This is a genomic window from Pantoea sp. OXWO6B1 (assembly GCF_001641135.1).
GTDB classification, from domain to species: domain Bacteria; phylum Pseudomonadota; class Gammaproteobacteria; order Enterobacterales; family Enterobacteriaceae; genus Pantoea; species Pantoea allii.
The window spans coordinates 3,574,676-3,600,635 of record NZ_LWLR01000001.1 but is presented as its reverse complement, the minus strand read 5'-3'; the positions used below and the strand labels follow the sequence as shown (position 1 = coordinate 3,600,635).

Here is a 25,960-nt window from a genome sequence, read left to right as displayed (position 1 = left end):
GATGAAACTGACTTTTTTCACTATGCGTTTCCCGGTTGCCTCAGAAACCTTTGTTCTCAACCAGGTCACTCACTTTATTGATGCCGGTTACGACGTCGAGATTATCTCGGTGTTTCCGGGGGACTTAGTGAACCGGCACGGCGCGTTTGACGAATATGGCCTGGCGGCAAAAACCCATTATCTGCTGCCAGAAGAGAAAATTTCCCTGGCCGATAAGCTGGGGCAACGCCTGAAACTGGTTCTGCCGAAAATCACCAAAGTCTCGTTACTCCGTTCGCTGAACGTGCGCCGCTATGGCGCACAGTCCAGCAAACTGCTGCTGCCTGCGATTGTCGCCAACGCGCGCCAGACCTACGTCGCCGATGTCTTTCTGGTGCATTTCGGCTACGCCGGTGCGCTGGCAAACAAGCTGCGTGAACTGGGTATCCTGAAAGGTAAGCAGGCAACGGTGTTTCACGGAGCGGATATCTCCCGCCGTCACATCCTTGACGAGCACAAGCAGGATTATCGCAATCTGTTCCAGCAGAGCGAACTGATGCTGCCTATCAGCCATCTGTGGCAAAACAAGCTGATTGCAATGGGTTGTCCGCCAGAGAAGATCCACGTTACCCGCATGGGCATTGAACCGGAAAAATTCAATTTCCAGCCACGTGATGCCTTTCACAAGCCGTTGCGCATTGTGTCCGTCGCTCGCCTGACCGAAAAGAAAGGGTTGGACGTGGCCGTTAAAGCCAGCGCCATTCTCAAACAGCGCGGCGGGCAGTTCCAGTACACCATCATCGGTAATGGCGACCAGGATCAGATGATGCGTGACTTCATCGCGCACGAAGAGATGGACGACTGCGTCACCATGCCGGGCTTTAAACCTCAGGAAGAGATCCGCAAGGCCCTCAATGAAGCCGATATCTTTCTGTTGCCTTCGAAAACAGCTGCAGATGGCGATATGGAAGGGATTCCGGTTGCCCTGATGGAAGCGATGGCGGTGGGGCTGCCGGTGGTCTCCACCTTCCACAGCGGGATTCCAGAGTTAATCGAACATAACGTTTCGGGCTGGTTGGTGAAGGAAGATGATGCCGAAGCGCTGGCCGACACGCTGCTGAAGTTATCTCAAGGCGAAGTGGACGTTGCGCCGGTTGTTGCGGCCGCCAGACAAAAAGTTGAAACCGAGTTTAATCAGCACATCGCGTATCGCGAGCTGGCACAGATTCTGGAGCAAATGGTTTGAGTGGAATAAAGTCACAGGCGATGTGGTTGTTTGGCAGCACCTGTTTTTCAGCCGTATTACAGGTCGCCCAACTGAGTATTCTCGCCCGGAAACTCGAAACCCATGAACTGGGGTTGTTGGCGATCATCAACGCGATTCTGGCGGTAGCAGGCGTGCTGCAGGACATGGGCATGAGCAGTTATCTGGTGCATCGCCAGAACATTACCCGGCGTGAACAGAGCACCATCTACTGGGTGAACGTCTCGCTCAGCTTGTGTACCGGCCTTGTTATGCTGTTGATTGCCTGGCCTGTTTCCTGGTTCTATCATCTGCCGGAACTGGTGGGGCTGATTATGCTGACCAGCCTTAACTTTCTGGTACTGGGGCATCTTTCGCAATATCAGGCGCACTACATTAAAACCAAACGCATGGTGTCACTGGCGAAGATTGAAATGGGCACCAAGCTGTTTGCGTTTCTCTGCGTCGTGGCGATGCTGGAGTTTACCTCGCTGACGGTGGCTGCGGCGATCCTTGGCCTGTTCATCAACGCCTTCACCCGCATTCTGTGCATGATTGCGCTGGGTGAGAAGTCCTGGCGTCCTACATGGGAATTCGACAAGCAAACCTTCTTGAGTGCGATACGTTACGGCATCTATCAGCTGGGTTCGCAGACCATTAACCAACTCCGCACCCAGGCCGATGCGCTGGTGGTCGGTAAAGTGATGGGGGCCGAGATGCTCGGCATCTATTCACTGGCAAAAGAGCTGGTGCTGCAGCCGCTGAAGTTGGTGTCGCCGGTCATTAACCGCCTGGCACTGCCGCGTTTTGCCGAGAAGCAGCAGGACCCGGAGCAGTTAAAGAAGCTGTTCCTGAAAGGCACATTGATGATAATGCTCTTCAGCAGCGCGATGTACCTGGCTATCGGTATTCTGTCTCCGGTCATTGTACGCGTGCTCTATGGTGCATCTCATGAACAGGTTTATCACCTGATCCCGCTGATGCTGCTGTTTGGTATGTTGCGTCCAATGGGTGGACTGACCGGGGCGATTTCCCAGGCGAATGGCCGCACTAACGTGGAGTTCTACTGGAACATCGTTGCCAGCCTGGTGGTCATGGCTGTGCTTGCCACCACCTTCATCTGGCCAAACGTGCTCTATGTTGCGCTGACGTTGTCGATCTCACAGGTGCTGATTTCCGCCCTGGCGCATCCATTCTTCATCAAGCCGGTGATAGGTATCCGCTTTATCCCTTACGCCCGACAGTGGGTATCTGTGTCGGTGCTGTTTGTGGGACTCATGCTGCTGGTTAATCACTTCGATCTTTTCGTGATGCCAGAATGGTTTGAACAGTGGCTGTAAGCCAATAACAACGGGCGACCTCAGGTCGCCCGTTTCTTTTTACGGCTGGTATTAAAAACACCTGAGTAAATTCTGATAACACGTCTCAGGCTCGCCTTTACGGATTGTGTTTACTCCGCATCTTTCGGGGTTCAGGCATCGTAAAAACCCGAATTTGTAAGATTTCACAGCGAGTTAGTGTTGCCTTTTCAGATAAAGATTATACTTCCTTTTCCGGTCCATCCGGCATAATTGACGTATGTCTTCACTTCATTAGATGGAATAACTATGACCAAGCTTAAAGCAGTAATCCCGGTTGCGGGTCTCGGTATGCATATGCTTCCGGCGACTAAAGCCATTCCGAAAGAGATGCTGCCTGTAGTGGACAAGCCAATGATTCAATACATCATTGATGAGTGTGTTGCGGCAGGTATCAAAGAGATTGTGCTGGTCACCCATGCGTCAAAAAATGCGGTAGAAAATCACTTTGACACCACCTATGAGCTTGAAGCTCTGCTCGAAGCACGCGTTAAGCGCCAACTGCTGAGTGAAGTCCAGTCAATTTGCCCACCAGGCGTGACCATTATGAACGTGCGCCAGGCGCAGCCATTGGGCCTGGGCCATTCCGTCCTCTGCGCACGTCCTATGATTGGCGACAATCCTTTTGTTGTTGTCCTGCCGGATGTGCTGTTAGACGATTCCACCGCTGACCATTTACGCTATAATCTCGCGGCAATGGTTGCACGTTTTGAAGAGACAGGTAACAGCCAGGTACTGGCAAAACACCTTACCGACTACGATCTGTCTGAGTATTCCGTTATCACTACGGAGCAGCCGCTGGAAAACCCAGGCGATGTCAGCACCATTACCAACTACGTTGAGAAACCAGAGCATCCCGATGAGTTAAACTCGGATCTGGCAGCGGTAGGCCGTTACGTGCTTTCTGCGGATATCTGGGCTGAACTGGAACGTACCGAACCGGGTGCATGGGGCCGTATTCAGCTGACGGATGCCATTGCCAGCCTGAGTAAGAAGAAAACGGTGGATGTGTCACTGATGACAGGACACAGTTTCGACTGCGGACGTAAAATGGGTTACATGCAGGCATTTGTTTCTTATGGTTTGCGTAGCAATGCGCAAGGTCGCGAGTTCCGCGAAGCCATCAAGAAAATTCTGGCGAAGTAATCACATATTATTCGCTGCGGCTGACGCGGCAGAAAGGGAGAAAAGATGGCTATTTTGGTAACGGGAGGAGCAGGTTATATCGGCTCCCACACAGTGCTGGCACTGCTTGAGCGCGGTGATGATGTGGTGGTACTGGATAATCTGTGCAACGCCTCGCGTGAGGCCATCAATCGGGTTGAAAAACTTGCCGGTAAGAAAGCCACCTTTATCGAAGGTGATGTTCTTGACCGCGCCTGCCTGCGTGACCTGTTCGCTTCAAACAGTATCTCTGCCGTGATTCACTTTGCCGCGTTAAAAGCGGTAGGGGAGTCAACGCGTATGCCGCTGGAATACTACGAAAACAACGTAGCCGGCACGGTAGTTCTGCTGGAAGAGATGCGCAATGCGGGCGTCTGGAACTTTATTTTCAGCTCTTCCGCCACCGTTTACGGTGCCAATGCGCCCGTGCCTTACGTGGAAACTACACCGATTGGTGGTACCACGAGTCCGTATGGTACCTCCAAACTGATGGTTGAATTTATCATTCGTGATTTCGCCAAAGCTGAACCTCATTTCAAAACCATTGCACTGCGCTACTTTAACCCGGTCGGCGCGCATGAGTCGGGTGAGATTGGCGAAGACCCAACGGGTATTCCTAATAACCTGCTGCCCTATATTGCCCAGGTCGCTATCGGTCGGCTGGACAAGTTAGGCGTTTTCGGCGGTGACTATGACACGCCAGACGGCACCTGTCTGCGTGACTATATTCACGTTGTTGACCTGGCGGAAGGCCACCTGAAAGCGCTGGACCATCTTGGCAAGATCGAGGGTTATAAAGCCTATAACCTCGGTGGTGGGAAAGGTTTCTCCGTGTTGGAAATGATCAAGGCGTTTGAGAAAGCCTCAGGCAAACCGATTCCGTTTGAAATCAAGCCACGTCGTGATGGTGATTTGCCTGCGTTCTGGGCGGATGCCTCGCTGGCAAACCAGGAACTGGACTGGCGCGTTTCGCGTGGTATCGATGCGATGATGCGCGATACGTGGAACTGGCAGTCGAAGAATCCGGATGGGTTTCGCTAATCCCGTCACGTTGAGCGTATAAAAAACCCCCACGTTGTTCTAATGCTATGTAGTCATTAAACAACGTGGGGGTTTTTTCTTTCAGGCAGTTAATTTTTTTACATTAGCCAGCAAATGAAACTGGTTCATTAGAAAAAAATCAGAACATCAAGTTTTTGTTTTTTTAATGAATAAAATCAAGGGAATATGGCCGTTATACTTAACCTACTGTGCGAATGGATATAGAGCTTTGTAGATTAAATGAGCAAGTTTGTGATTTTGCAGCCGGGTTAATTACAAAATTGTCAAAAAGTGGCTTTTTAAACCTTGTTTCGAGACCCGTATAGTACGAGAATCGTAAGGTTTTTTATCGATTAGGCTGGGTTCTCAAAAATATTAGCCCGGCAATACAACGCCATTTTGTAATGCAGTCTATGCTTAACGATGGCTAAAACTACGTTCACGCAAGTGGTTGCGATAGCCAGGGGCGGTAGCGTGGTTAAAATATGACAACTCAGCAGTGGTGCATACATGCAAGAGATCGTTTGTGTTTTTCTAAGTGCATTTGCGTTGCTCTTTATTGCGCGCAAGGTCGCGCGCAAGGTCGGACTGGTCGATAAGCCCAACGACAGAAAGCAACATAAAGGACACATTCCCTTAGTTGGCGGCGTATCGGTCTACTTATCACTTTGGATACTTTATCTCATGCAGCCGGGTTGGTTACCTGACTTCACCATTTATATGTTCTGCGCTACTGTGCTTTTAGCTGTAGGCGTACTTGACGATCGTTTCGATCTGCCAGTTATGCCTCGCATACTGATTCAGGCTTTGATGGCGTGCATAATGATGTGGAACAGTTACTACCTGTACTCGCTTGGCAATGTCTTGTTCGGATTTCAGTTAGTGCTGGGTATGTTTGGTTATGCATTTACGCTCTTTGCTGTCATCGGAGCGATCAATGCATTTAATATGGTTGATGGTATTGATGGCCTGTTAGGGGCATTGTCATGCGTCACATTTGGGGCTCTGGGTATCGTTTTTGAGCTTGGTGGTAATCCAAAAATTGCATTGTGGTGCACCTGCCTGATGGCGGCCTGTCTACCTTATATTTTATTAAATCTTGGTATCCCATGGGGTAGGAAATTTAAAGTCTTTATGGGAGATGCAGGAAGTACACTTATCGGATTTACAGTAATTTGGTTGCTCATGATCGCGACTCAGGGGACTGAGGCAGTGATGCGGCCTGTCACAGCACTCTGGTTGATAGCGGTTCCTTTGATGGATATGGTACGAGTGATGAGCTCACGCATACGGCGTGGTTGCAGCCCTTTCAGGCCTGACAGAGAACACCTCCACCATTTACTGATGAGAGGCGGTCTGACCGGACGTGGTACACTCATTGTCATGACCTCCTGTGCCGCTATACTTGCAATGATTGGGATTGTATTGGAAAGCATTAGAATGGGTGATTGTTGGCAACTGCTGGCATTTATTGGTCTGTTCTTCTCCTTTAATGCGGCCATCAACAAGTCAGCAAGATTTCATAGAATAAACTCAATTAAGCTCTCAAAACAGAATGAAAATGAAGTATTAGCAGATAAGTTCTGACCTTAGATTTATTCCGGCTAAGATGCGAATTTTTAGCTGTAGCGAAGACTAAACTTAACACACAAAGTAAATTGCATTTTGAGCCAATTAATTTGAAATTGGCTTAAAATGTTGAACTTGAAATAATATCTGGATAGCAATCGTGAAAATTTTAGTGACTGGTGGTGCAGGTTTTATTGGATCCGCGGTAGTTCGTCATATAATTAAAAATACGCACGACAGCGTTATAAATGTTGACGCACTGACTTATGCAGGCAATCTCGAGTCACTCAAGGACATCGAGAGCAATGAGCGTTACAGTTTTGAACATGCAAGCATATGTCATGCAGACCAAATGACCTCGATTCTGGAGCGTCATCAGCCAGATGCAATCATGCACCTGGCTGCAGAAAGCCACGTTGATCGCTCAATAACTGGCCCAGCCGCTTTCATTGAAACCAATATTGTAGGCACCTACACTCTATTGGAAGCAGCACGGCAGTACTGGTTGACCCTGGGCGACATTAAGAAAAAAAATTTTCGTTTTCACCACATCTCAACAGATGAAGTCTATGGTGACTTACCTCATCCAGACGAAGTGGAAGAATCTCAACGGCTCCCCTTGTTTACAGAAAACACGCCATATGCACCAAGCAGTCCTTACTCTGCCTCGAAAGCATCCAGCGATCATCTGGTCAGAGCATGGACACGGACATACGGTTTGCCTTCCCTCGTTACCAATTGTTCAAATAATTACGGTCCTTATCATTTTCCAGAAAAACTTATCCCTCTCGTCATACTTAATGCGCTTGAAGGTAAACCATTACCTGTTTATGGCAAAGGTGACCAGATTCGTGACTGGCTATATGTTGAAGATCATGCGAGAGCGCTCTATACAGTTGTGACCTCTGGACAAATAGGGGAGACATACAATATTGGCGGTCATAACGAGAGGAAAAATCTCGATGTTGTATTCGCAATTTGCGATTTATTAGACGAAATCGTCCCCAAAGAAGTGTCCTATCGTGAGCAAATTACCTATGTAAAAGACAGGCCTGGACACGATCGCCGCTATGCCATTGATGCGAGAAAAATTGCAAACGATCTTGGTTGGAAACCTCAGGAAACCTTCGAAAGTGGTATCCGTAAAACGGTAATGTGGTACTTACACAATACTGAATGGGTTAACAATGTGAAAAGTGGTGCATACAAAAGCTGGATCGAAGAGAACTACGGAGAACGCCAGTAATGGATATCCTGCTTTTAGGTAAATCAGGGCAGGTGGGCTGGGAACTACAAAGAGCACTCGCGCCGCTAGGTAAAGTTGTTGCGCTTGACAGGCACTCACAAGCGTATTGTGGTGATTTAAGTCAACCTGATGCTATTGCGCAAACCATAAGACAGCTCAAACCGGGCATCATTGTTAATGCTGCGGCTTATACGGCAGTCGATAAAGCAGAGTCTGACACTGAACAAGCTTATTTATTAAATGCGGACTGCGTTGAAGTCATTGCTAAAGAAGCTGAAAAAATTAATGCGTGGATAGTGCACTACTCGACAGATTATGTTTTTTCGGGCAAGGGCGAAACACCGTGGCGAGAAAGTGATATCACGGAGCCTGTTAATATTTACGGTGCAAGTAAATTGGCGGGTGAAAAAGCAATACAGATGCACAGTACCAGATATCTGATTTTTCGCACAAGTTGGGTCTATGCAGCAAAAGGAAGTAACTTTGCTAAAACGATGCTGAACCTTGCAAAAAATAAAAAAGAACTGTCCATCATTAACGATCAGTTTGGCGCACCTACTGGTGCGGAGTTACTGGCCGACTGTACTGCTCATGCACTTCGTGTTGCCGTTTCCCAACCCGAAGTTTCCGGTATATACCATCTGGTAGCGAGCGGTATCACCACGTGGTTTGATTATGCATCATTAGTATTTTCTGAAGCGCGTAACAACGGTGCCATGCTTGAACTTGAAAGCGTTAAAGCGGTTCCAACGAGTGCTTATCCAACGCCAGCACCCCGGCCAAATAATTCGCGACTAGATAATACTAAATTCCAACAGACATTTAAGATTAATTTGCCTGAATGGGAAATGGGTGTTAAGCGTACACTGAATGAACTATTGACTTAAAAATTTGATAATCCGCTAATGCCTGAGATCAGGCATTTTGTGTTTAAAGAGAAAAATATATGGAAAAGCGTAAAGGCATAATTCTTGCGGGTGGATCTGGAACCCGCCTCTACCCTGTAACGATGGCTGTCAGTAAACAGTTACTGCCAATTTATGACAAGCCTATGATCTACTATCCGCTTTCTACGCTGATGCTGGCCGGGATAAGAGACATTTTAATTATAAGTACGCCCCAGGATACACCCCGTTTTCAGCAGTTACTCGGAGATGGAAGTCAGTGGGGAATAAATTTAGAATATAAGGTTCAACCTTCTCCTGATGGATTAGCACAAGCATTTATTATTGGCGAAAGTTTCATTGGAAATAGTAACGTCGCATTAGTATTGGGTGACAATATATTTTATGGCCATGATTTGCCAAAGCTTATGGAAGCAGCTATTGAAAAAGAAAATGGCGCGACTGTTTTTGCCTATCATGTAAATGATCCAGAACGATACGGCGTCGTTGAGTTTGATAAGCAAGGCACGGCAATAAGCCTGGAAGAAAAACCTGATACACCTAAAAGTAACTACGCGGTCACAGGTTTATACTTTTACGATAACGATGTCGTCGAAATGGCTAAGAATCTTAAACCTTCTACTCGTGGTGAACTCGAAATCACTGATATTAATCGTCTCTATCTTGAGCAGGGACGACTTTCTGTAGCCATGATGGGGCGAGGTTATGCATGGCTTGATACGGGAACGCATCAAAGTATGATTGAGGCAAGCAATTTCATTGCGACGATAGAAGAACGGCAGGGGCTAAAAGTATCTTGTCCTGAAGAAATCGCGTTCCGTAAAGAGTTTATATCAGCTGAAAAAGTTGAGACTTTAGCAAAACCACTTTTGAAAAATGCCTATGGGCAATACTTGATGAAAATGTTGAAAGGCTATTAAGCATGAAAGTGATTGAAACTGATATTCCAGATGTGCTTATTTTAGAACCACAAGTATTCGGTGATGAGCGCGGGTTCTTTATGGAAAGCTTTAATCAAAAAAAATTCGATGAAGCGGTCGGGCGAAAGATTGAGTTCGTTCAAGACAACCATTCTAAGTCTGCTAAAAACGTTCTCAGAGGATTGCATTATCAAATTCCACCCTATTCTCAGGGTAAGTTGGTCCGTTGTGTTACAGGTGAAGTCTATGACGTGGCCGTCGACATACGTGAAGATTCATCATTCTATGGCAAGTGGGTTGGTGTGCATTTGTCGGCTCAAAACAAGCGACAGTTGTGGATTCCTGAGGGGTTTGCACACGGTTTTTTAGTCTTAAGTGATTCTGCAGAGTTCTTATACAAAACGACAAATTATTATCATGCAGAAAGTGACAGAGGACTGATGTGGAATGATGCTGACATCGGTATTGAATGGCCTGTAATGGGCTCGCCTCTGCTGTCCAATAAAGACAGCAATCAACCTAAGTTTAACAAAACGCGCTAAATGTATACGGAATAATATAAACCAATAAGCTGATAGTTTAGAAAAAATCATCAGCTTATTCAAAAGAATCAACGCTAATATAAATAATTAATTTTACGCGCAACATGAGATAGCAGTATGGGGCATTACAAGAAAATAGTGTTTGATAATTTTTTTCTGGCTGTTCAGTTTTTTTTCGGTGGCCTGACAGTGTTTTATGTATCACCAATGATTATAAAAATTATTGGTGTCAATGATTATGGAAAACTGGCGGTATTTTTAAGTCTGGTTACCTATATGTCAGTTATAATCCAGTATTCGTTCAATATGACTGGACCTAAATTAATAGCTGAAAATAGTGATAAAAAAGAATATTTCTTTAATGTAATATTGTCAGCGAAAGGAGTGCTGTTTTTTCTGGTAACGTTCATTTTTTTAGTTTATTTTATTATAAATCAGGAAAAATACAGTCTGGTCTATCTTTTGTTCCTTATTATGCCATTTTCATGGGTTTTAAACAGCGCATGGTTTTTACAATATAATGGAAATTTTTTAATCAGCAGTGTTTGCTCCATCTTAGGCTCTCTGGCAACATTTATTCTAGCCTACTTTTTTTTGAAAAAAAATGATGGCTATACTGTAGCTATCTTGTGTTTGGTTTTTTCAGCTGCAATTAATGGGTTGTTAACATTTATTTTCTCTGTGAGATATTTAGAAAAAATAAGAATTTTAAAACCTTTCATTGTAATTAAAGATGGACGCGATATTTTTATATCGCAGATGATTTCAGCACTGTACACAATGTCAGGCGTTTTAGTTGTCTCGTATTTTTACGGTTCTACCCAGAGCGGTGTTTATGCTGCGATTGAAAGATTCATGAATCTTTTTATCTCATTGGGAATATTAACGCATGTGGCGGCGTATCCTAAGTTGACTGTAATCTTCAATAATGACTTTAAAAAATACAAGAGTACCGTCCTGTTCGTCGTTGGTGTTTATACATTATTCTCCCTTGGCATTTTATTAGGGTTAGTTTTGTTCGAGACTCAAATAGAAAACTATATATTCGGTAGTCAATACGAGGGTGCATATAGAGTTTTGTACTCGGCTGCATTTTATATTTTTTTTGGTATCTATGGTCCTGTTATAACAGGCTATTTAAATCTTATTAATAAAAGTAACAAAATAATTAAAATTAATATATTAATAACTGTTATTTCCATGTTGCTGGGTGGTTTCTTATTGAAGTTTTTAGGCAGTGAAGGTTGGTTGCTGGGAGTTGGCTTGGCTCAAATTATCAATGTAATATATTTCATAAGAATATTTTTCCGGAGAACGTCATGTGTGGAATAGTTGGATTTATTGGTGAGCACAACAACAAAAATATTATTGCTAATATGCTGGCTACCATTAAACATAGGGGGCCTGACTCCGATGGCATTTGGCATGACGATTCTTGCAATTTATTTTTAGGCCACACTCGTTTATCCATTGTAGATTTAACAGCGTCGGGTCATCAACCGATGGTCAGTGATTGTGGTAATTACGTTTTAACCTTCAACGGCGAAATTTATAACCACCTTGAGCTCCGTAATAAATTGTCAGGCACGCTATCATTAAATTGGAAAGGGATGTCAGACACCGAAACCTTATTAAAGTGCATTATTGAATGGGGTTTATCTAAGACACTTCAGAACCTGACAGGGATGTATGCCTTTGCGCTATGGGACGTTCGTAAAAGAACGTTAAGTCTGGCGCGGGATCGCCTGGGTGAAAAGCCATTATATTACGGGTATTTGGGTGGGTCTTTTGTTTTTTCATCAGAAATAAAAGCGATAAAAGAACATCCGGAGTTTAGTGAAGAAATAGACTGGGATTCTGTTAACAGATTCCTACACAAAAACTACATATCATCGCCAAACTCTATATATAAGAATATTAAAAAATTAAAAGCAGCTCACTACTTGCATTTTACTTATGAAGATATGTTGGCAAAAAATGATGTCGAGCCTGTCTGCTATTGGTCAGTCCGGGCTTCAGTAACTGATAAAAATTTTAATAAAAAAGATTACAATAACTGTTTAGAGGAACTAGACAGTATATTAACCAATACAATAGCGTTACAGTCTATTGCTGATGTAAAAGTAGGGGCTTTCTTATCTGGAGGCATTGATTCAAGTGCTGTTGTTGCATTACTTAAAAAGAATAATCAAAACGTCACGACTTTTTCCATTGGAATGCCTGACAAAGAGTTCGATGAATCGCAACATGCTATCGAAATTGCGAAACATCTCAAAACACTACATTTCAATTATAATATTACTCCAGATGAAGCTCTTAAAATAATTGATAAAATCCCAAAAATTTGGGATGAACCTTTTGCGGACAGTTCTCAAATACCTACCTTTATGGTGAGCAAATTTGCTCGGGAACATGTAACAGTGGCGTTATCAGGGGATGGTGGCGACGAATTATTCATGGGCTATAGTCAGTATCCGCTGCTAAAAAAATTATGGGAAACAAATGCATTATCGGCATTACCCGTAACAAAAATTTCAAACACGCTCAAAAGATTAAAAATAAAAGGCTTAAATCCTTACTTGCAACGAGCTGAAAACTTATCGCTCGCGTGGAATTTTAAAGAGCCATATCAACTAAATGATTTTTGGATGGATAAATACAGAAATTCAGATTTCCCTATGTTAAATGATCCGCCGATTTCTCAAGATTCTTCGCCACAATTTAAAGATGGAATAACGTCAGTCTGTCTTCACGATTTAAATTATTATCTCTCAGATGATGTATTGACGAAAGTGGACAGAGCATCCATGGCTGTTAGCCTGGAAACGCGCGCACCATTTCTTGACCATAAAGTTGTCGAGTTTGCATACAGCTTACCAACACATTACAAAATGGATAATAAAGTACAGAAAAAAATCCTTAAAGATATGCTCTACAAATATGTTGACAGAACGTTGATTGAAAGACCTAAGCAAGGATTTTCGCTTCCAATGAAACGTTGGCTAAGAGTCGAATTAAAAGACTGGGCTTACGATAGATTAAAATCTTTACCATCGGACAAGTTCAATGCCAGCGTTATAGAAAAAATATGGCATGAGCACCAAAATGGGTTCAAGGATAATAGTGAAAAAATTTGGGGTCTTTGTAATTTAGCTAATTTCTTGGTAAAAAAATGAACAAAATTGCCGTTTACACTTGTGTTACTGGTGGATACGATAAGATTATAAAGCCAGCTGTTATTAATAATGAGATTGATTATCTGTGCTTTAGTGATACCTACATTGATGTACCTTATCCCTGGAAATTGATTCAGATAGATGAAGAAGAAAAATTCTCCGGACTTGATAAGAAAACCATCAATCGTAAAATTAAAATCACTCCGCATGTTTTTCATTATTTTAATAATTACGAATTAACAATATACATTGATGGCAATATAGAAATATTAAGTGATTTGTCTTTATTGGTGGAGACAGTTAAAAGCCAAGATGAAAAAATATTTATGTATGATCATTTTGGTCGGAACTGTTTATATGAAGAGGCTACAGAATGTTTATTGATCGGCTATGACTGGCAATGGAATATTTACAGTCAGATGAGGAAATATAAACGGTCTGGTTTTCCTTCTCATTATGGTCTCTTTGAGTGTTCTATCATTATTAGAAAAAATGACCCTTCTATCAATATGTTAATGGATGAATGGTATAAAGAATATTTAAACGGGGTAAAGCGGGATCAGTTATCCTTAATGTATGTGGCGTGGTCTAACATGTTTGAAATTAAGAGCTTGGGTAGAAGTGATGCGAGGTTCCTTAAAAAGAATTTTAATCTGGTACCACATAAAGCTTCTAACTCAAGTTTAAAAAGACGCATCAAAGCAAAACTAAACAAATACATGCATTCTTTGGCAGGTGGATTTTAAATGGATAGCAATAAATTTGGCATCATCATAGTCTTTTATCACCCTGAAATTGAAAACGTAGAGACTGCTCGCAGGCTAAGTGAAAAATATGATGTCGTCATTGTTGATAACAGTGAAAAGCCACAAAGCTATACATTGCCTTCTACAAAAGTTATCAATTTGAATGGAAATCAAGGAATAGCAACAGCATTAAATAAAGGCCTTGCTTATTTAATAGAAAATAATTATGAGTTTGCTTTTTTATTAGATCAGGATAGTGAGCCTGAAGATAATTTAATAATATCGCTGATCGAATATATCAAAGAAACTGATGAGAAGACATGTCTGGTATCTCCTTCGTATTTTGATAAGGCAATTAATAAAAATGCTGAGTTTATTATTTGCGAAAAAGACAGAATTGTCAGGCAACCGGCTGTGGGCAATCAACCTATTCAGGCATCTTATGTAATAACGTCTGGCTCAATGATTAGGCTTTCAACTATCCAACATATCGGTTTTATGCTTGATGAACTGTTCATCGATTTTGTGGACATTGAGTGGTGCCTGCGAGCAAGGCATAAAGGGTATCAAATATTAGGATTGCCTTGGTTGAAGATGAGTCATGAGATTGGTGGTAAGCCGGTCAAGGTTATGAATCGGACTTATGTCAATCATTCACCTATTCGACACTATTATTATTTTCGAAACGTTTTTCATTTGTTAAGAATGAAACATATCCATTCTCAGTGGAAGAAAATGGAAATTATTAAACTGTGCCCGAGGTTTATGGTGTATGCCTTTTTCACTGAAAAACCTCTTCAACATACCTCTTACATGTTAAAAGGCATTTGGGACGGAATATGTGGTCGTTCTGGTAAAAAAAGATGACGACAAATAACAAAAGAATTATATTAGTTTCATATTTACTTCTTGCTATTGCTGTTTTTATTATCTTTGATTTTGCAAATTCACCTGATTTTCAATCCTATCTTAATTGGTATGAATCCTCGGTAAACTTGTCTTATCTGGACACTTGGGTCTTATTAAAAGATCCTGGTTTTTATTTTATATCGAATGTTTCTTATTTTTTAAGCTTAGGCGTTCTGGGCGTAATATTCATTTTGTTTACTATTTCGATTAGCACAAAAATGTTTGTCGCCTATAGGTTTCTCAATGCAGAAATGTTTTTTTGGTTTGGTGCGCTATATTTATCCAGACTTTTTATAATTCATGACCTAATACAATATCGTGCTGGCGCGGCCATAGGCCTTTGTTTCTTATCTTTCTTTTTTTATTTAAATTCATACAGGTTGCGTGCCGGTGTGGTTTTCTTAATCGCCGCTTCAATTCATCTTTCGGCGATCTTAATATTGGTAGTGATTCCACTTCACTCGTTTTTGAGGAAAAGACAAAGCGCTAATCTTTTTAATTTCATAGTTATCACATTTATACTATCCTTTAGCATCGTACTTATCGATCCTTACAGGCTTTTCATGGAGTTGATGGCGAAAATTCCATTTTTGCAAGAAAGGATTTTACCCTATATAGATGGTTCGTATCAAACGTCAGCTATTCCTTTGTTTAACACATATGTTTTAATAAAAATTTTTGTGTTTATGTTTTTTCTGCGCTGGATTTACTTGAATAAAAATAAAGAACTTGTTAGAAAAAATTACTTACTTTATTTGTCATTTTTTATTTCTTATTTTAGTTTGTTACTTGGGTGGTTTTTTAGAGGGAATGATTCTTTAGCAATAAGATTGTCTGATTTCTTCTGTATATATGATATTTTATTCTTTGTGCTCGCGATGAATGTTTTTGCTGTGTCCAGTAAACCGTTATATCGATTATTTATTTTGATAAGTGCAGCTATCTTTTTATATTCATCTGCGAAATTAATTCTTCATTAAATGGCCATTTTATGAGTATTTTTATTTCTTTAGTTTCACATAATCATGCTGACATGATTATGAAGACGGTTTTTTTTCAGGATCTCGCAGCAAAGTATAATGTTGTTTTAAAAAATAATACTGCTACAGATAGTAGGGTGTTGAATGATTTTTGTAAAACCATAAAAATACATCTTATCGATAATGCTTATGGGCTTGGTTTTGGAAGTAATAATAATGTCAACTTTAAATACTGTGTTGACGTTCTTGGGATGCAAGACGATGATATATTTATTCTTATCAACCCCGATGTCGCTATAAATACTAAAAGCATCGACGACTTAACTGCTTTAATGAATAAATATGATGCTGATGTTGCAGGAATTTCTCTTTTTAAAGACGAAGACTTTAAAAACAGAGATTTATCAATACGTAAATATCCAACTTTTATATCTTTCTTTTCATCATTGGTGGGCATTAAAAGAGAAAGTTATTTTGCTAATTTTTCTGCTAATGAAGAGGCAATGGATATGGAGTGGGTAGCAGGCTCTTTCATAGCTTTTAAATCATCTTCTTACAAAAAAGTACAGGGTTTTAACGAAAATTATTTTATGTACTGTGAAGATATTGATATTTGTTACAGAGCAAGATTGCAAGGTATGAAACTCTTGTATTTTCCTCAAATAAAGGCCGTACATACTGCTCAGCATAACAACCGCAAAATTTTTAGTAAGCATTTTTTATGGCACCTAACCAGTGCGTTGAGGTTTATACTAAGCAAGCATCTCAAACTTCCCGTGAATTCTTCTATTAAATGAAACGTACGCTTGATTCTTTTTCCGGTCTGTTTTCAAGCGTTCGCTTTTTTTTACTAAGATGTGTCATTTGGGGTATGATTTTAACCATATTTTAATCGCGCCAGGCGCGAAGAGCACAGAAGGAGTCAAGAATGTCTAAGCAACAAATCGGCGTTGTAGGTATGGCGGTAATGGGCCGTAATTTGGCACTTAACATTGAGAGCCGCGGTTATACTGTTTCAGTATTCAATCGTTCACATGAAAAAACGGATGAAGTGATTGCTGAAAATCCAGGCAAGAAACTGGCTCCATTTTACTCCGTTGAAGATTTCGTCGATTCCCTTGAGAAACCACGTCGCATCTTGTTGATGGTGCAGGCTGGGGAAGCTACTGATAAGACTATTGCTTCACTGACACCGCATCTTGATAAAGGCGATATTTTAATCGACGGCGGTAATACCTTTTATAAAGATACTATTCGTCGCAACAAAGAACTTTCAGATCAAGGTTTCAATTTCATTGGTACAGGCGTATCAGGTGGTGAAGAGGGCGCGCTTAAAGGTCCCTCAATTATGCCTGGAGGTCAAAAAGAAGCCTATGAGCTTGTTGCGCCTATTTTAAATAAAATTGCTGCCCGCGCTGAAGATGGTGAAGCATGTGTAACCTATATTGGGTCTGACGGTGCAGGCCATTATGTGAAAATGGTTCATAACGGTATTGAATATGGTGATATGCAGTTAATTGCAGAAGCCTATTCTCTTTTGAAAGGTGCGCTTAATTTAACAAATGAAGAACTGGCTGAAACGTTTACACAATGGAATGACGGTGAGTTAAGCAGTTATCTGATAGATATAACTAAAGATATTTTCACTAAAAAAGATCATGATGGAAAATATTTAGTTGATGTGATTCTGGATGAAGCTGCTAATAAAGGAACAGGAAAATGGACAAGCCAAAGTTCGCTTGATCTGGGTGAGCCGTTGTCACTGATCACTGAGTCTGTTTTTGCTCGCTATCTTTCATCACTTAAATCTCAACGTGTTGCAGCCTCAAAAGTTTTAACTGGCCCCGCAGCCGAAAAATACAACGGTGATAAAGCTGAATTTATTGAGAAAGTTCGTCAGGCTTTATATCTGGGTAAAATTGTCTCTTACGCGCAAGGTTTTTCTCAGCTAAAAGCTGCGTCAGATCAATACGACTGGGATCTTCAATATGGTGAAATTGCCAAAATTTTCCGTGCAGGGTGCATCATCCGGGCGCAGTTCCTTCAGAAAATTACTGATGCCTACGCTGATGATGTGAATATTGCTAATTTACTTTTGGCACCTTACTTCAAAAATATAGCTGACGAATACCAGCAAGCATTACGTGATGTTGTTGCTTATGGTGTTCAGAATGGTATTCCTACACCAACTTTCTCATCAGCAGTGGCTTATTACGACAGCTATCGTTCAGCGGTCTTACCTGCCAACCTGATTCAGGCACAACGCGACTTCTTCGGTGCACATACCTATAAACGTATTGATAAAGAAGGTGTTTTCCATACGGAATGGCTTGAATAACTATAAAAAAAAAGCCTCTTTATTTTAAGAGGCTTTTAAAATATTATCACTCTGGAGCCTTAACTCACATTTGAAGGTAATTCGAGCTGAATTAATGAATTTATGACAAATAAAAATAACGCAAACGACGAGCATTCATCCCGGCATGGCATGTATGTAGCAGAGAGAAATGATTCCGGTATCGATTTAATTGATTTAATTGTACAACTTTGGCGTGGAAGAATTATTATTATTTCCACCATTGTTGTTTCAGTTTTGATTGGTATTGCTTATCTCCATTTTGTAAAAGAAAAGTGGGTTTCAACTTCAACTTTAACGCTTCCCGCTGCGGGTCAGGTTGCTAACTACAATGCGGCTTTGAGTATCGTTTATGCTGATTCCCCGCAAGATAAACCTTCTCTTATTGGGCTTCAAAGCCAACTGTTTAACCGTTTTTCTGCTTCTATGAGTGCGCTTGCAGGGGCGCTGAATAACCTTGAAACGCCTGTCACACTGACATTAAATCCAGTCAAAGGGAGCGAAGATGCTCTAAATATTTCACTCGTAGCACATAGTGCAAAGCAAGCACAAATGCAATTGACTCAATATATTTCTCAAATTAATAATGAAGTCGTCAAAGATTATGGCGATGATATTAAAAGAAACTTAAGTGTCAAAACCCGTGAACTTACAAATACATTAGATACTTACAAGCAAGTTGCATTAAATCAGAAAGAGCATCGTCTTGAAGTTATCAAACAGGCTTTAACAATCGCAAATGCTTCTGATATAGGCAAGTTGCAAGTGAATCAGGCTGAGTTTCTTTCTGATGACACTTTATATTTATTAGGCAGCAATGCGCTTAATGCTATGGTTGAGAATGAGAATTCTAAACCGCTCGATTTCAGTAAGGAATACTATGAGGCACAACGCGCGCTACTTGCTGTTACACATCTTAAAATTGAAGTTGAGAACCTACAAGCCTACCGCTATATTTCTCAACCTGACTTACCCATCAAACGTTTAAGTCCCAGGAAAGGCATTGCTCTGATGATTGCGTTTTTAATCGGTGCTTTATTGGGCTCTGTTATTGTCATTGGTCGTAATTCACTCACCAGTTACCGTAACCGGGTTTAACAAAAGTAAAAGGCTGATCTTAACTTTGATCAGCCTTTAGCATCCGCGTGTTTCTCATCTAAGCAGCTAAATAATGGTTTAGTATAAAAATCATTTAGCCAAAATTTAAACGCTTCAGGTTCGATTAAAACTCAATGTTGAACCAACAAATCCCCACTCCTCACCGACTTCTCTCCCGCCAACCTCAACACCAACATCCCTGCAGTGGCAAATCTGGCCCAGTGACGGGCATAAAGTATCCCACCGAACTCCGCCACCAGTGGTGTGATATGGTCCGTTACCGGATCGACAATCTCCGCGACCACTTCACCTGGCCTGATAAGCGCACCCAGAGGTTTACGATGCAGAATCAGTCCCGACACCGGCGAGTGAACATATTCGCAACCCGCAAGCGGAGTAGGGGGATTTTTCAGCGCAGGCGACAGGGCGGATGTCCCTTCGATATGACGTTGTTTAATAATGCTGCTTTCATCAATGCTCGTTGCCACACCCGGAGCGCCGAGTCCGGTACCGCTCTCGTCAACGCCTACTACATCTTCGCCGCCGCTGGCGACCGACACCAGTTCATCACCGCCGATAACCGGTGCCGCGACCTCGACAGAAACGGCAGCCTCACTGGCGGTAATGTAGCCCGATTCCTGTAGCGCGCTGATAATCGCATCGGCATCCTGCTCCGCCTGCTCTGGTGACACGTCGCGCACGCCCCGAAGTTCAAGCGTCACAGGTAACAAGCCCTGCGGCATCGGAAACTGTTCGCCAAAGCGGTCAGCCAGCGTCAGCCAGGGTTCGCAACAGGCTTCATCGAATGGCTCTCCGCCGGAAATTTGCGCCAGCAGTTGAACTTCACTGCCTAACCAGCGTGCCAGCGGTTCAACCTCCGGCCACGCATGAGGCGTGGTATACAGATGCGGCAGGGCTTCCCAGTCGCAATGCAGGTCGATCATTAAATCAGCCTGGCTGGCCATGCGCATCAGCGTGAAACGCTGTGCTTCAAGCTCCGTTTTGGGCACGGTATCACGGTAGTGGCGATCGATCGCATCGCGAATCAGCCGCTTGTTCTGGGTTTCGTTTGGCGTCAGGACAGTGGCCAGTTCATTAGCCAGCGAGGCGCCAAGCGACGGAAACTTACGGTTAAAGTCTTGTCCGGTCTGGGTATGAAATCGCCCTAAATGGGTGCCATGCCAGTGCTGGCTGAGCGCCAGAGGATTAGAAACCGGGATCAGCGTAAACGACGCTTTCAACCGCCCGGCGGACTCCAGGGTTTGCAGACGCTGTTTCAAAAACCACGCGACAGCCATGCCGGGTATTTCATCCCCATGCAAGGCTGCCTGGATATAAACCTGTCGCGTAGGGTCATCGCCAAAATGAAAACTGATGATTTCACGCTGGGTGCCGAGAGAGGCGCTTAACAAGGGGTGATGTTGTTGGTACATACCGTGTTAATGTCCTTTTGTCGGTTCAGGGCAGCAAGCGCTGCCCATAAAGTCATTGAGTATAGCCCTGCAGAGGCCGAAGGGCGAAAATGCCCTTCATGACCTTACTTTTGAATGGAAATGTCGGTCGAGAAATAGTGCTTCTGAATCTTATCAAAGGTGCCGTTTTTCTTGATTTCATCAAAGGCATTATCCAGCGCCGTTTTCAGCTCGGTGTCACCTTTACGCAGGCCAATAGCCGTGCCTGGACCGATAATGGGGTCCTGAACAATCGGGCCTGCGAGCGCAAAATCTTTGCCCTGCGGCTGCTTCAGAAAACCATTGGCGGCCTGCGCGGCATCGGTAAAGACCGCGTCAAGGCGTCCGGCTACTAAATCGCTTTCCACCTGGGCCTGATCGCCGTAAGGCACTACGGTGACGCCATGCGGCTGCCATTTTGCGCGGGCATAACGTTCCTGCACCGTGCCCTGTTCTACACCAACCGTTTTCCCTTTGAGCGACTCTGGCGTCGGTAACAGGCCAGAACCTTTGCGTGCGATAAGCTGAGTGTGGGTATCGTAAAGCGGCTGGGTAAAGTCGATTTGCTTCAAACGCTCTTCTGTAATGCCCATGTCAGACAGGATGGCATCGAATTTACGGGCTTTGAGTGCCGGGATCATGCCGTCGAACTGACTTTCCACCCACACGCACTTCGCCTGCATCTGTGCACACAGGGCGTTGCCTAAGTCGATATCGAACCCCACCAGTTTGCCCTGCGGGGTTTTTGATTCGAAAGGCGGATAGGTGGGATCGACAGCGAAGCGGACCTGTTCGATTTTTGCCTGTGCGCCGAACACACAACCGGCAAGCACGGCCAGTGCCAGCGCAGCGCGCAGGCGGGTTTTGAGGGTTTTCGTTGCCATAGTTAAGATCTTCTGTTGTCGTAATGTTGTATTACGCAGAGTACCTTTCGACCGGGGTGATGGCAATTAGAGGATGATTTTCACAGTGTTAGCCCCACAAAGTGCACGGTAATCCTGGGTGTTCAGGATCACTGAGTGGTCCAGCACGCCCGCATTAAACGCAATCTCATCGTAACGTTCAAACAGCAGCGGATCGACAATCAGCAGTAAATCGGGATGAAAGCTGAATGGCGGAATAGCGCCAAATACACAGCCGGTAAGGCTGTCCACTTCCGCCGGTGAGGCGAGTGAGGCTCGGCGTCCGCCCACTGCCGCAGCCACTTTGGACAGGTCCGCCTGCTGGTCGGCCGGCAACACCGCCAGCACATGCTGTTTAACCCCATTGCCTTTGACATGGCACACCAGCGCCTTTGCACCCTGACCGACATCGGTGCCGCGGAGTTGTGCGACGGCTTCACATTTGCCGCTGGGCTGATGGGCGACCAGCCGGTAACGTGCCTGATGTTGATCGAGCAACGCGATCAATTTTTCATGGGTACTGAGCATCGGCTTTTCCGTTTTAATAAAAAAGGCGCCACCGCGCCTTTTTGTAACGCTGCTGCTCGCCTGACGGAGGAGCAGCAGAGAGGACAATCTACTTATGACGGGCGCGCAGATTACTGATAATCGCGCTGAAGTCTAACGCCTGGTCCTGCAGGAGTACCAGCAGGTGATAGATCAGATCCGAGGCTTCATTGGTCAGCTCTTCACGATCGTTCACCGTCGCCGCCAGTGCGGTTTCTACACCTTCTTCACCGACTTTCTGCGCAATGCGCTTGGTGCCGCTGGCATAGAGTTTCGCGGTGTAAGAGCTGTCCGGATCGGCGCTTTTACGTGATGCCAGCAGTTGTTCCAGCTGATAGAGGAACGTCCAGTCAGGGGCAGCAGGCGAGAAGCAGCTGGACGTACCAAGATGACAGGTTGGGCCAATCGGGTTCGCCAGCACCAGCAACGTGTCGTTGTCACAGTCCGGCGTAATGCTGACGACCTGCAAAAAGTGACCAGAGGTTTCACCTTTGGTCCACAGCCGGTTTTTGGTACGTGAAAAAAACGTCACGTTACCGTCCTGCAGGGTTTTCTTCAGCGCATCCTGGTTCATATAACCGTGCATCAGAACTTCGCCAGATACGCTGTGCTGGACGATAACGGGCATCATGCCTTGGGTCTTTTCCCAGTCTAACCGGGACAACTGTTGTTCAGTTAACACGCGCGAATCTCCACACCGTTGTCGATCAGAAAGCGTTTCAGCTCGCCGATATTAATAATCTGTTTGTGAAACACCGATGCCGCAAGGGCACCGTCAACGTTGGCCTGTTCAAAGGCCTCAAGGAAGTGGGCCATGGTACCTGCGCCACCGGAGGCGATAAGCGGCACCTTGCACACTTCACGCATTGTCTTTAGCTGTACCAGGTCATAGCCATTGCGCACGCCGTCCTGGTTCATCATGTTCAGCACAATCTCACCTGCGCCAAGCTTCTGCACTTCCTGCACCCAGTCGCGCGTTTCCCATTGGGTAACGCGCGTCCGGGATTCATCGCCCGTGTACTGATTAACATGATATTTGCCGCTGGCATCATCGAACCAGGTATCAATGCCCACTACGATGCACTGCACGCCAAAGCGGTCGGCCAGCCGGGTGATCAAAGAAGGATCGGCCAGGGCAGGGGAGTTGATGGAGATTTTATCCGCACCAAACTCCAGAATCCGGGCTGCATCTTCCGGGGTTTTAATCCCGCCCGCCACGCAGAAAGGAATATCGATAACCTCAGCGACGCGCGAAACCCAGCTTTTATCCACTACACGGTCATCCGATGAGGCGGTGATATCATAAAATACCAGTTCGTCGGCCCCTTCTTCCGCATAGCGCTGGGCCAGCGGCACGATATCACCGATAATTTCGTGATTACGAAACTGAACGCCTTTCACCACCTGACCGTCACGCACATCAAGACAGGGAATTATCCGTTTTGCCAGCATGCTATTGCCTCCGAAACCGTAAATTTACCTTCCAGCAGCGCACGCCCGACAATCACGCCCTGAACGCCACTGCCGCGTAAGGCGGCAATATCACTGAGTTCACCAATACCGCCCGACGACTGAAACGCAATCTGCGGAAAGCGCGCGGTCACTTCTTTATACAGTTCCACATTCGAGCCGCTGAGCGTACCGTCGCGGGAAATATCCGTGCAGAGGACATGCCTGAGGCCAACGGGCTGAAACTGTTCGATCACCTCTTCCAGCGTCACACCGGCCGCTTCCTGCCAGCCGCTGATGGCGATGTCTTTACGGTTCGCCGCATCAATACGGACGTCCAGCGCCAGCACGATGGCCTCGGGGCCAAATTCCTGAAACCAGGCTTTGACGTCCTCGGGCTGTTTAACGGCGGTTGAACCGACAACGACCCGGCTGGCGCCCGCATCCAGCAACGCTTTTACGTCATCCCGGGTGCGAATACCGCCGCCAACCTGCACGATCGCATTTACGCCGTTGAGCAGGTTTTTCAGTAAGGCAATCTGGCGTTTAGCCGGGTCTTTGGCACCGGTCAGGTCAACAAGGTGCAATACCGTTGCGCCCTGGCCTGCGTAGTCCTGCAAACGGGGCAGGGGATCGCTGCCGTAATCACGCTGTTGCGCATAATCACCCTGATGCAGGCGCACGACCTTGCCATCGATTAAATCTAATGCGGGGATAATCATTACATCTCCAGGAAGTTTTTCAGCAACTGTGCGCCCACTTTGCCAGAGCGTTCCGGGTGGAACTGCACGCCAAAGAAATTATCTTTCTGCACTGCGGCGGTAAAGGCCTGGCCATAGTGGCACTGGGCAATGGTGCTAGCGTTTACCGGCATGGCATAGCTGTGGACGAAGTAGAAATAGCTGCCTTCATCGATGCCGCGAAACAGATGATTTCCGGCCTGCGAGGTAATCTGGTTCCAGCCCATGTGCGGCAGCGGCAATCCCTGAGTATCCATCAGCGAAACCGGCTGGTCGATAATGCCCAGCGTCGGCACGCCGCCGTTTTCTTCGCTGTGGCTGCCCAGCAGTTGCATCCCCAGACAAATACCTAATACCGGTTGCGTACAGGCTTTGACCAGCTCAATAAGCTCGCGCTCTTCTAACTGATTCATGGCGGCCTGCGCCGTGCCTACGCCCGGCAGAAACAGCTTATCGGCGCGCAGCACCACGTCAGGATGGCGGCTGACCTCTGGCGCGTAGCCCAGACGTTCAACGGCCCACTTTACCGATGACAGGTTGGCACAGCCCGTATCCAGGATCACCACGTTCATTAGAGCACTCCTTTCGAGCTCGGCAGGGTATTTCCCTCAACGCGAATGGCCTGACGCAGCGTACGGCCAAAGGCTTTGAACAAGCTTTCCACACGGTGGTGGTCGTTTTTACCTTTCGTCTTCAGGTGCAGGGTGCTCATCATGGCGTAGGACAGCGAACGGAAGAAATGTTCCACCATCTCCGTGCTGAGATCGCCCACGCGCTGGTAGCTGAATTCCGCTTTGAATTCGATATGCGGACGACCGGAAATATCCAGCGCGCAGCGCGCCAGGCATTCGTCCATTGGCAGCACAAAGCCAAAACGACCAATGCCGCGTTTATCGCCCAGGGCTTTCAGCAGTGCTTCACCCAGTGCCAGACCGGTATCTTCAACCGTGTGGTGATCGTCGATGTACAGATCGCCTTTTACTTCGATGTTCATGCGAAAGCCGCCGTGTACGGCAATCTGATCCAGCATGTGGTCAAAGAACCCCACACCGGTATTGATCTTGCTACCGCCTTCACGGTCCAGCCAGACCTCGACGCGCACCTGGGTTTCTTTGGTGTTGCGCTGTACCAGTGCATAGCGATCGCGTTGTGTCAGCTGTTGCTGAATGGCTTTCCAGTCCTGACCTTCTGTGCCGTAGCGAATGCCCTGAATGCCCATGTTCTCGGCCAGCTGAATATCGGTCTGACGATCGCCAATCACATAGCTTTGCGCGATGTCGAGTGCGCCCTCTGCCAGCCAGGCTTCCACCATTTTGGTTTTTGGCTTGCGGCAGTCGCAGTGATCGTCTGGCTTATGTGGGCAGATCAAAATGTCGCTAAAGCGAATGCCCTGCGAGTTCAGGATCTGCATCATCAGATTGTGCGGGCCATCAAAATCGGCCTGAGGAAAACTGTCCGTGCCCAGACCGTCCTGATTGGTGATCATCACCAGCTGATAGCCTGCGTCCTGAAGCGCCAGCAGCGCGGGCACCACATCCGGCTCAAATGCCAGCTTATCCATGCGATCCACCTGAAAATCCTGCGGAGGTTCAGAGATAATCGTGCCATCGCGGTCAATAAAAAGGGTCTTCTGACTCATG

At 45.1% G+C, this 25,960-nt stretch carries 25 protein-coding genes; 17 read left to right on the top strand and 8 right to left on the bottom strand.

Annotation, left to right across the window (positions count from 1 at the left end; all coding sequences use genetic code 11):
- Nucleotide 1: 1 nt before the first annotated feature.
- From A6A26_RS18945 to wzzB, 17 genes are all read left to right on the top strand, one after another.
- Nucleotides 2–1,225, top strand: coding sequence for a glycosyltransferase (locus tag A6A26_RS18945; protein WP_063880167.1), 1,224 nt, complete (start codon nt 2–4; stop codon nt 1,223–1,225).
- Nucleotides 1,222–2,562 (top strand): lipopolysaccharide biosynthesis protein, encoded by a 1,341-nt coding sequence (locus A6A26_RS18940; RefSeq protein WP_063880166.1) that lies wholly within the window; start codon nt 1,222–1,224, stop codon nt 2,560–2,562. The genes A6A26_RS18945 and A6A26_RS18940 overlap by 4 nt, the downstream gene beginning before the upstream one ends.
- A gap of 267 nt (nt 2,563–2,829) precedes the next feature.
- On the top strand, nt 2,830–3,726 hold the full coding sequence (gene galF, locus A6A26_RS18935; protein WP_063880165.1) for a UTP--glucose-1-phosphate uridylyltransferase GalF: 897 nt from the start codon (nt 2,830–2,832) through the stop codon (nt 3,724–3,726).
- A gap of 45 nt (nt 3,727–3,771) precedes the next feature.
- Nucleotides 3,772–4,785, top strand: coding sequence for a UDP-glucose 4-epimerase GalE (gene galE, locus A6A26_RS18930; RefSeq protein ID WP_063880164.1), 1,014 nt, complete (start codon nt 3,772–3,774; stop codon nt 4,783–4,785).
- 510 nt (nt 4,786–5,295) lie between these two features.
- Nucleotides 5,296–6,372, top strand: a complete 1,077-nt coding sequence (wecA, locus tag A6A26_RS18925; RefSeq protein WP_063880163.1) for a UDP-N-acetylglucosamine--undecaprenyl-phosphate N-acetylglucosaminephosphotransferase — start codon at nt 5,296–5,298, stop codon at nt 6,370–6,372.
- 142 nt (nt 6,373–6,514) lie between these two features.
- Nucleotides 6,515–7,600, top strand: coding sequence for a dTDP-glucose 4,6-dehydratase (rfbB, locus tag A6A26_RS18920; protein WP_063880162.1), 1,086 nt, complete (start codon nt 6,515–6,517; stop codon nt 7,598–7,600).
- Nucleotides 7,600–8,487, top strand: coding sequence for a dTDP-4-dehydrorhamnose reductase (gene rfbD, locus A6A26_RS18915; RefSeq protein ID WP_063880161.1), 888 nt, complete (start codon nt 7,600–7,602; stop codon nt 8,485–8,487). Before rfbB ends, rfbD begins: the two co-directional genes overlap by 1 nt.
- 59 nt (nt 8,488–8,546) lie before the next feature.
- Nucleotides 8,547–9,425 carry a glucose-1-phosphate thymidylyltransferase RfbA gene (rfbA, locus tag A6A26_RS18910; RefSeq protein ID WP_063880160.1) on the top strand — a complete coding sequence of 293 codons (879 nt, stop codon included), beginning with the start codon at nt 8,547–8,549 and terminating at the stop codon, nt 9,423–9,425.
- Between the two features lie 2 nt (nt 9,426–9,427).
- A complete protein-coding gene (rfbC, locus tag A6A26_RS18905; protein WP_063880159.1) occupies nt 9,428–9,967 on the top strand; it encodes a dTDP-4-dehydrorhamnose 3,5-epimerase in 540 nt (179 codons plus the stop codon).
- A gap of 117 nt (nt 9,968–10,084) precedes the next feature.
- Nucleotides 10,085–11,299 (top strand): oligosaccharide flippase family protein, encoded by a 1,215-nt coding sequence (locus tag A6A26_RS18900; RefSeq protein ID WP_063880158.1) that lies wholly within the window; start codon nt 10,085–10,087, stop codon nt 11,297–11,299.
- Nucleotides 11,287–13,143: an asparagine synthase (glutamine-hydrolyzing) gene (gene asnB, locus A6A26_RS18895; protein WP_063880157.1), complete on the top strand. Its 1,857-nt coding sequence runs from the start codon at nt 11,287–11,289 to the stop codon at nt 13,141–13,143. Before A6A26_RS18900 ends, asnB begins: the two co-directional genes overlap by 13 nt.
- Entirely contained in the window at nt 13,140–13,889 is a 750-nt protein-coding gene (locus A6A26_RS18890; RefSeq protein WP_063880156.1) for a glycosyltransferase domain-containing protein, read from the top strand. The genes asnB and A6A26_RS18890 overlap by 4 nt, the downstream gene beginning before the upstream one ends.
- The gene (locus tag A6A26_RS18885; RefSeq protein ID WP_063880155.1) at nt 13,890–14,756 is read left to right on the top strand and encodes a glycosyltransferase family 2 protein; all 867 of its coding nucleotides are present in this window, start codon (nt 13,890–13,892) and stop codon (nt 14,754–14,756) included.
- Nucleotides 14,753–15,778, top strand: a complete 1,026-nt coding sequence (locus A6A26_RS18880; RefSeq protein ID WP_063880154.1) for an EpsG family protein — start codon at nt 14,753–14,755, stop codon at nt 15,776–15,778. Before A6A26_RS18885 ends, A6A26_RS18880 begins: the two co-directional genes overlap by 4 nt.
- 11 nt (nt 15,779–15,789) lie before the next feature.
- Complete coding sequence (locus A6A26_RS18875) at nt 15,790–16,575, top strand: galactosyltransferase-related protein (RefSeq protein WP_063880153.1); 786 nt, start codon at nt 15,790–15,792, stop codon at nt 16,573–16,575.
- A gap of 131 nt (nt 16,576–16,706) precedes the next feature.
- The gene (gene gndA / locus A6A26_RS18870; protein ID WP_063880152.1) at nt 16,707–18,116 is read left to right on the top strand and encodes an NADP-dependent phosphogluconate dehydrogenase; all 1,410 of its coding nucleotides are present in this window, start codon (nt 16,707–16,709) and stop codon (nt 18,114–18,116) included.
- A 102-nt stretch (nt 18,117–18,218) separates the two neighbouring features.
- Entirely contained in the window at nt 18,219–19,232 is a 1,014-nt protein-coding gene (gene wzzB / locus A6A26_RS18865) for an LPS O-antigen chain length determinant protein WzzB (RefSeq protein WP_253851907.1), read from the top strand.
- 131 nt (nt 19,233–19,363) lie between these two features.
- Here wzzB and A6A26_RS18860 read toward each other — a convergent pair whose 3' ends face one another.
- The 8 genes from A6A26_RS18860 to hisB form a co-directional block, all read right to left on the bottom strand.
- On the bottom strand, nt 19,364–20,665 hold the full coding sequence (locus A6A26_RS18860; RefSeq protein ID WP_063880151.1) for a succinylglutamate desuccinylase/aspartoacylase family protein: 1,302 nt from the start codon (nt 20,663–20,665) through the stop codon (nt 19,364–19,366).
- Between the two features lie 104 nt (nt 20,666–20,769).
- Nucleotides 20,770–21,567 (bottom strand): ABC transporter substrate-binding protein, encoded by a 798-nt coding sequence (locus A6A26_RS18855; RefSeq protein ID WP_063880150.1) that lies wholly within the window; start codon nt 21,565–21,567, stop codon nt 20,770–20,772.
- Nucleotides 21,568–21,633: 66 nt separating this feature from the next.
- Complete coding sequence (locus A6A26_RS18850; RefSeq protein ID WP_063881212.1) at nt 21,634–22,113, bottom strand: YbaK/prolyl-tRNA synthetase associated domain-containing protein; 480 nt, start codon at nt 22,111–22,113, stop codon at nt 21,634–21,636.
- Between the two features lie 88 nt (nt 22,114–22,201).
- Nucleotides 22,202–22,813: a bifunctional phosphoribosyl-AMP cyclohydrolase/phosphoribosyl-ATP diphosphatase HisIE gene (gene hisIE / locus A6A26_RS18845; protein WP_063880149.1), complete on the bottom strand. Its 612-nt coding sequence runs from the start codon at nt 22,811–22,813 to the stop codon at nt 22,202–22,204.
- The gene (gene hisF / locus A6A26_RS18840) at nt 22,807–23,583 is read right to left on the bottom strand and encodes an imidazole glycerol phosphate synthase subunit HisF (protein ID WP_063880148.1); all 777 of its coding nucleotides are present in this window, start codon (nt 23,581–23,583) and stop codon (nt 22,807–22,809) included. The genes hisIE and hisF overlap by 7 nt, the downstream gene beginning before the upstream one ends.
- Nucleotides 23,565–24,302: a 1-(5-phosphoribosyl)-5-[(5-phosphoribosylamino)methylideneamino]imidazole-4-carboxamide isomerase gene (hisA, locus tag A6A26_RS18835; RefSeq protein WP_063880147.1), complete on the bottom strand. Its 738-nt coding sequence runs from the start codon at nt 24,300–24,302 to the stop codon at nt 23,565–23,567. The genes hisF and hisA overlap by 19 nt, the downstream gene beginning before the upstream one ends.
- On the bottom strand, nt 24,302–24,892 hold the full coding sequence (hisH, locus tag A6A26_RS18830; protein ID WP_063880146.1) for an imidazole glycerol phosphate synthase subunit HisH: 591 nt from the start codon (nt 24,890–24,892) through the stop codon (nt 24,302–24,304). The genes hisA and hisH overlap by 1 nt, the downstream gene beginning before the upstream one ends.
- Nucleotides 24,892–25,959, bottom strand: coding sequence for a bifunctional histidinol-phosphatase/imidazoleglycerol-phosphate dehydratase HisB (gene hisB, locus A6A26_RS18825; RefSeq protein WP_063880145.1), 1,068 nt, complete (start codon nt 25,957–25,959; stop codon nt 24,892–24,894). Before hisB ends, hisH begins: the two co-directional genes overlap by 1 nt.
- Nucleotide 25,960 lies beyond the last annotated feature (1 nt).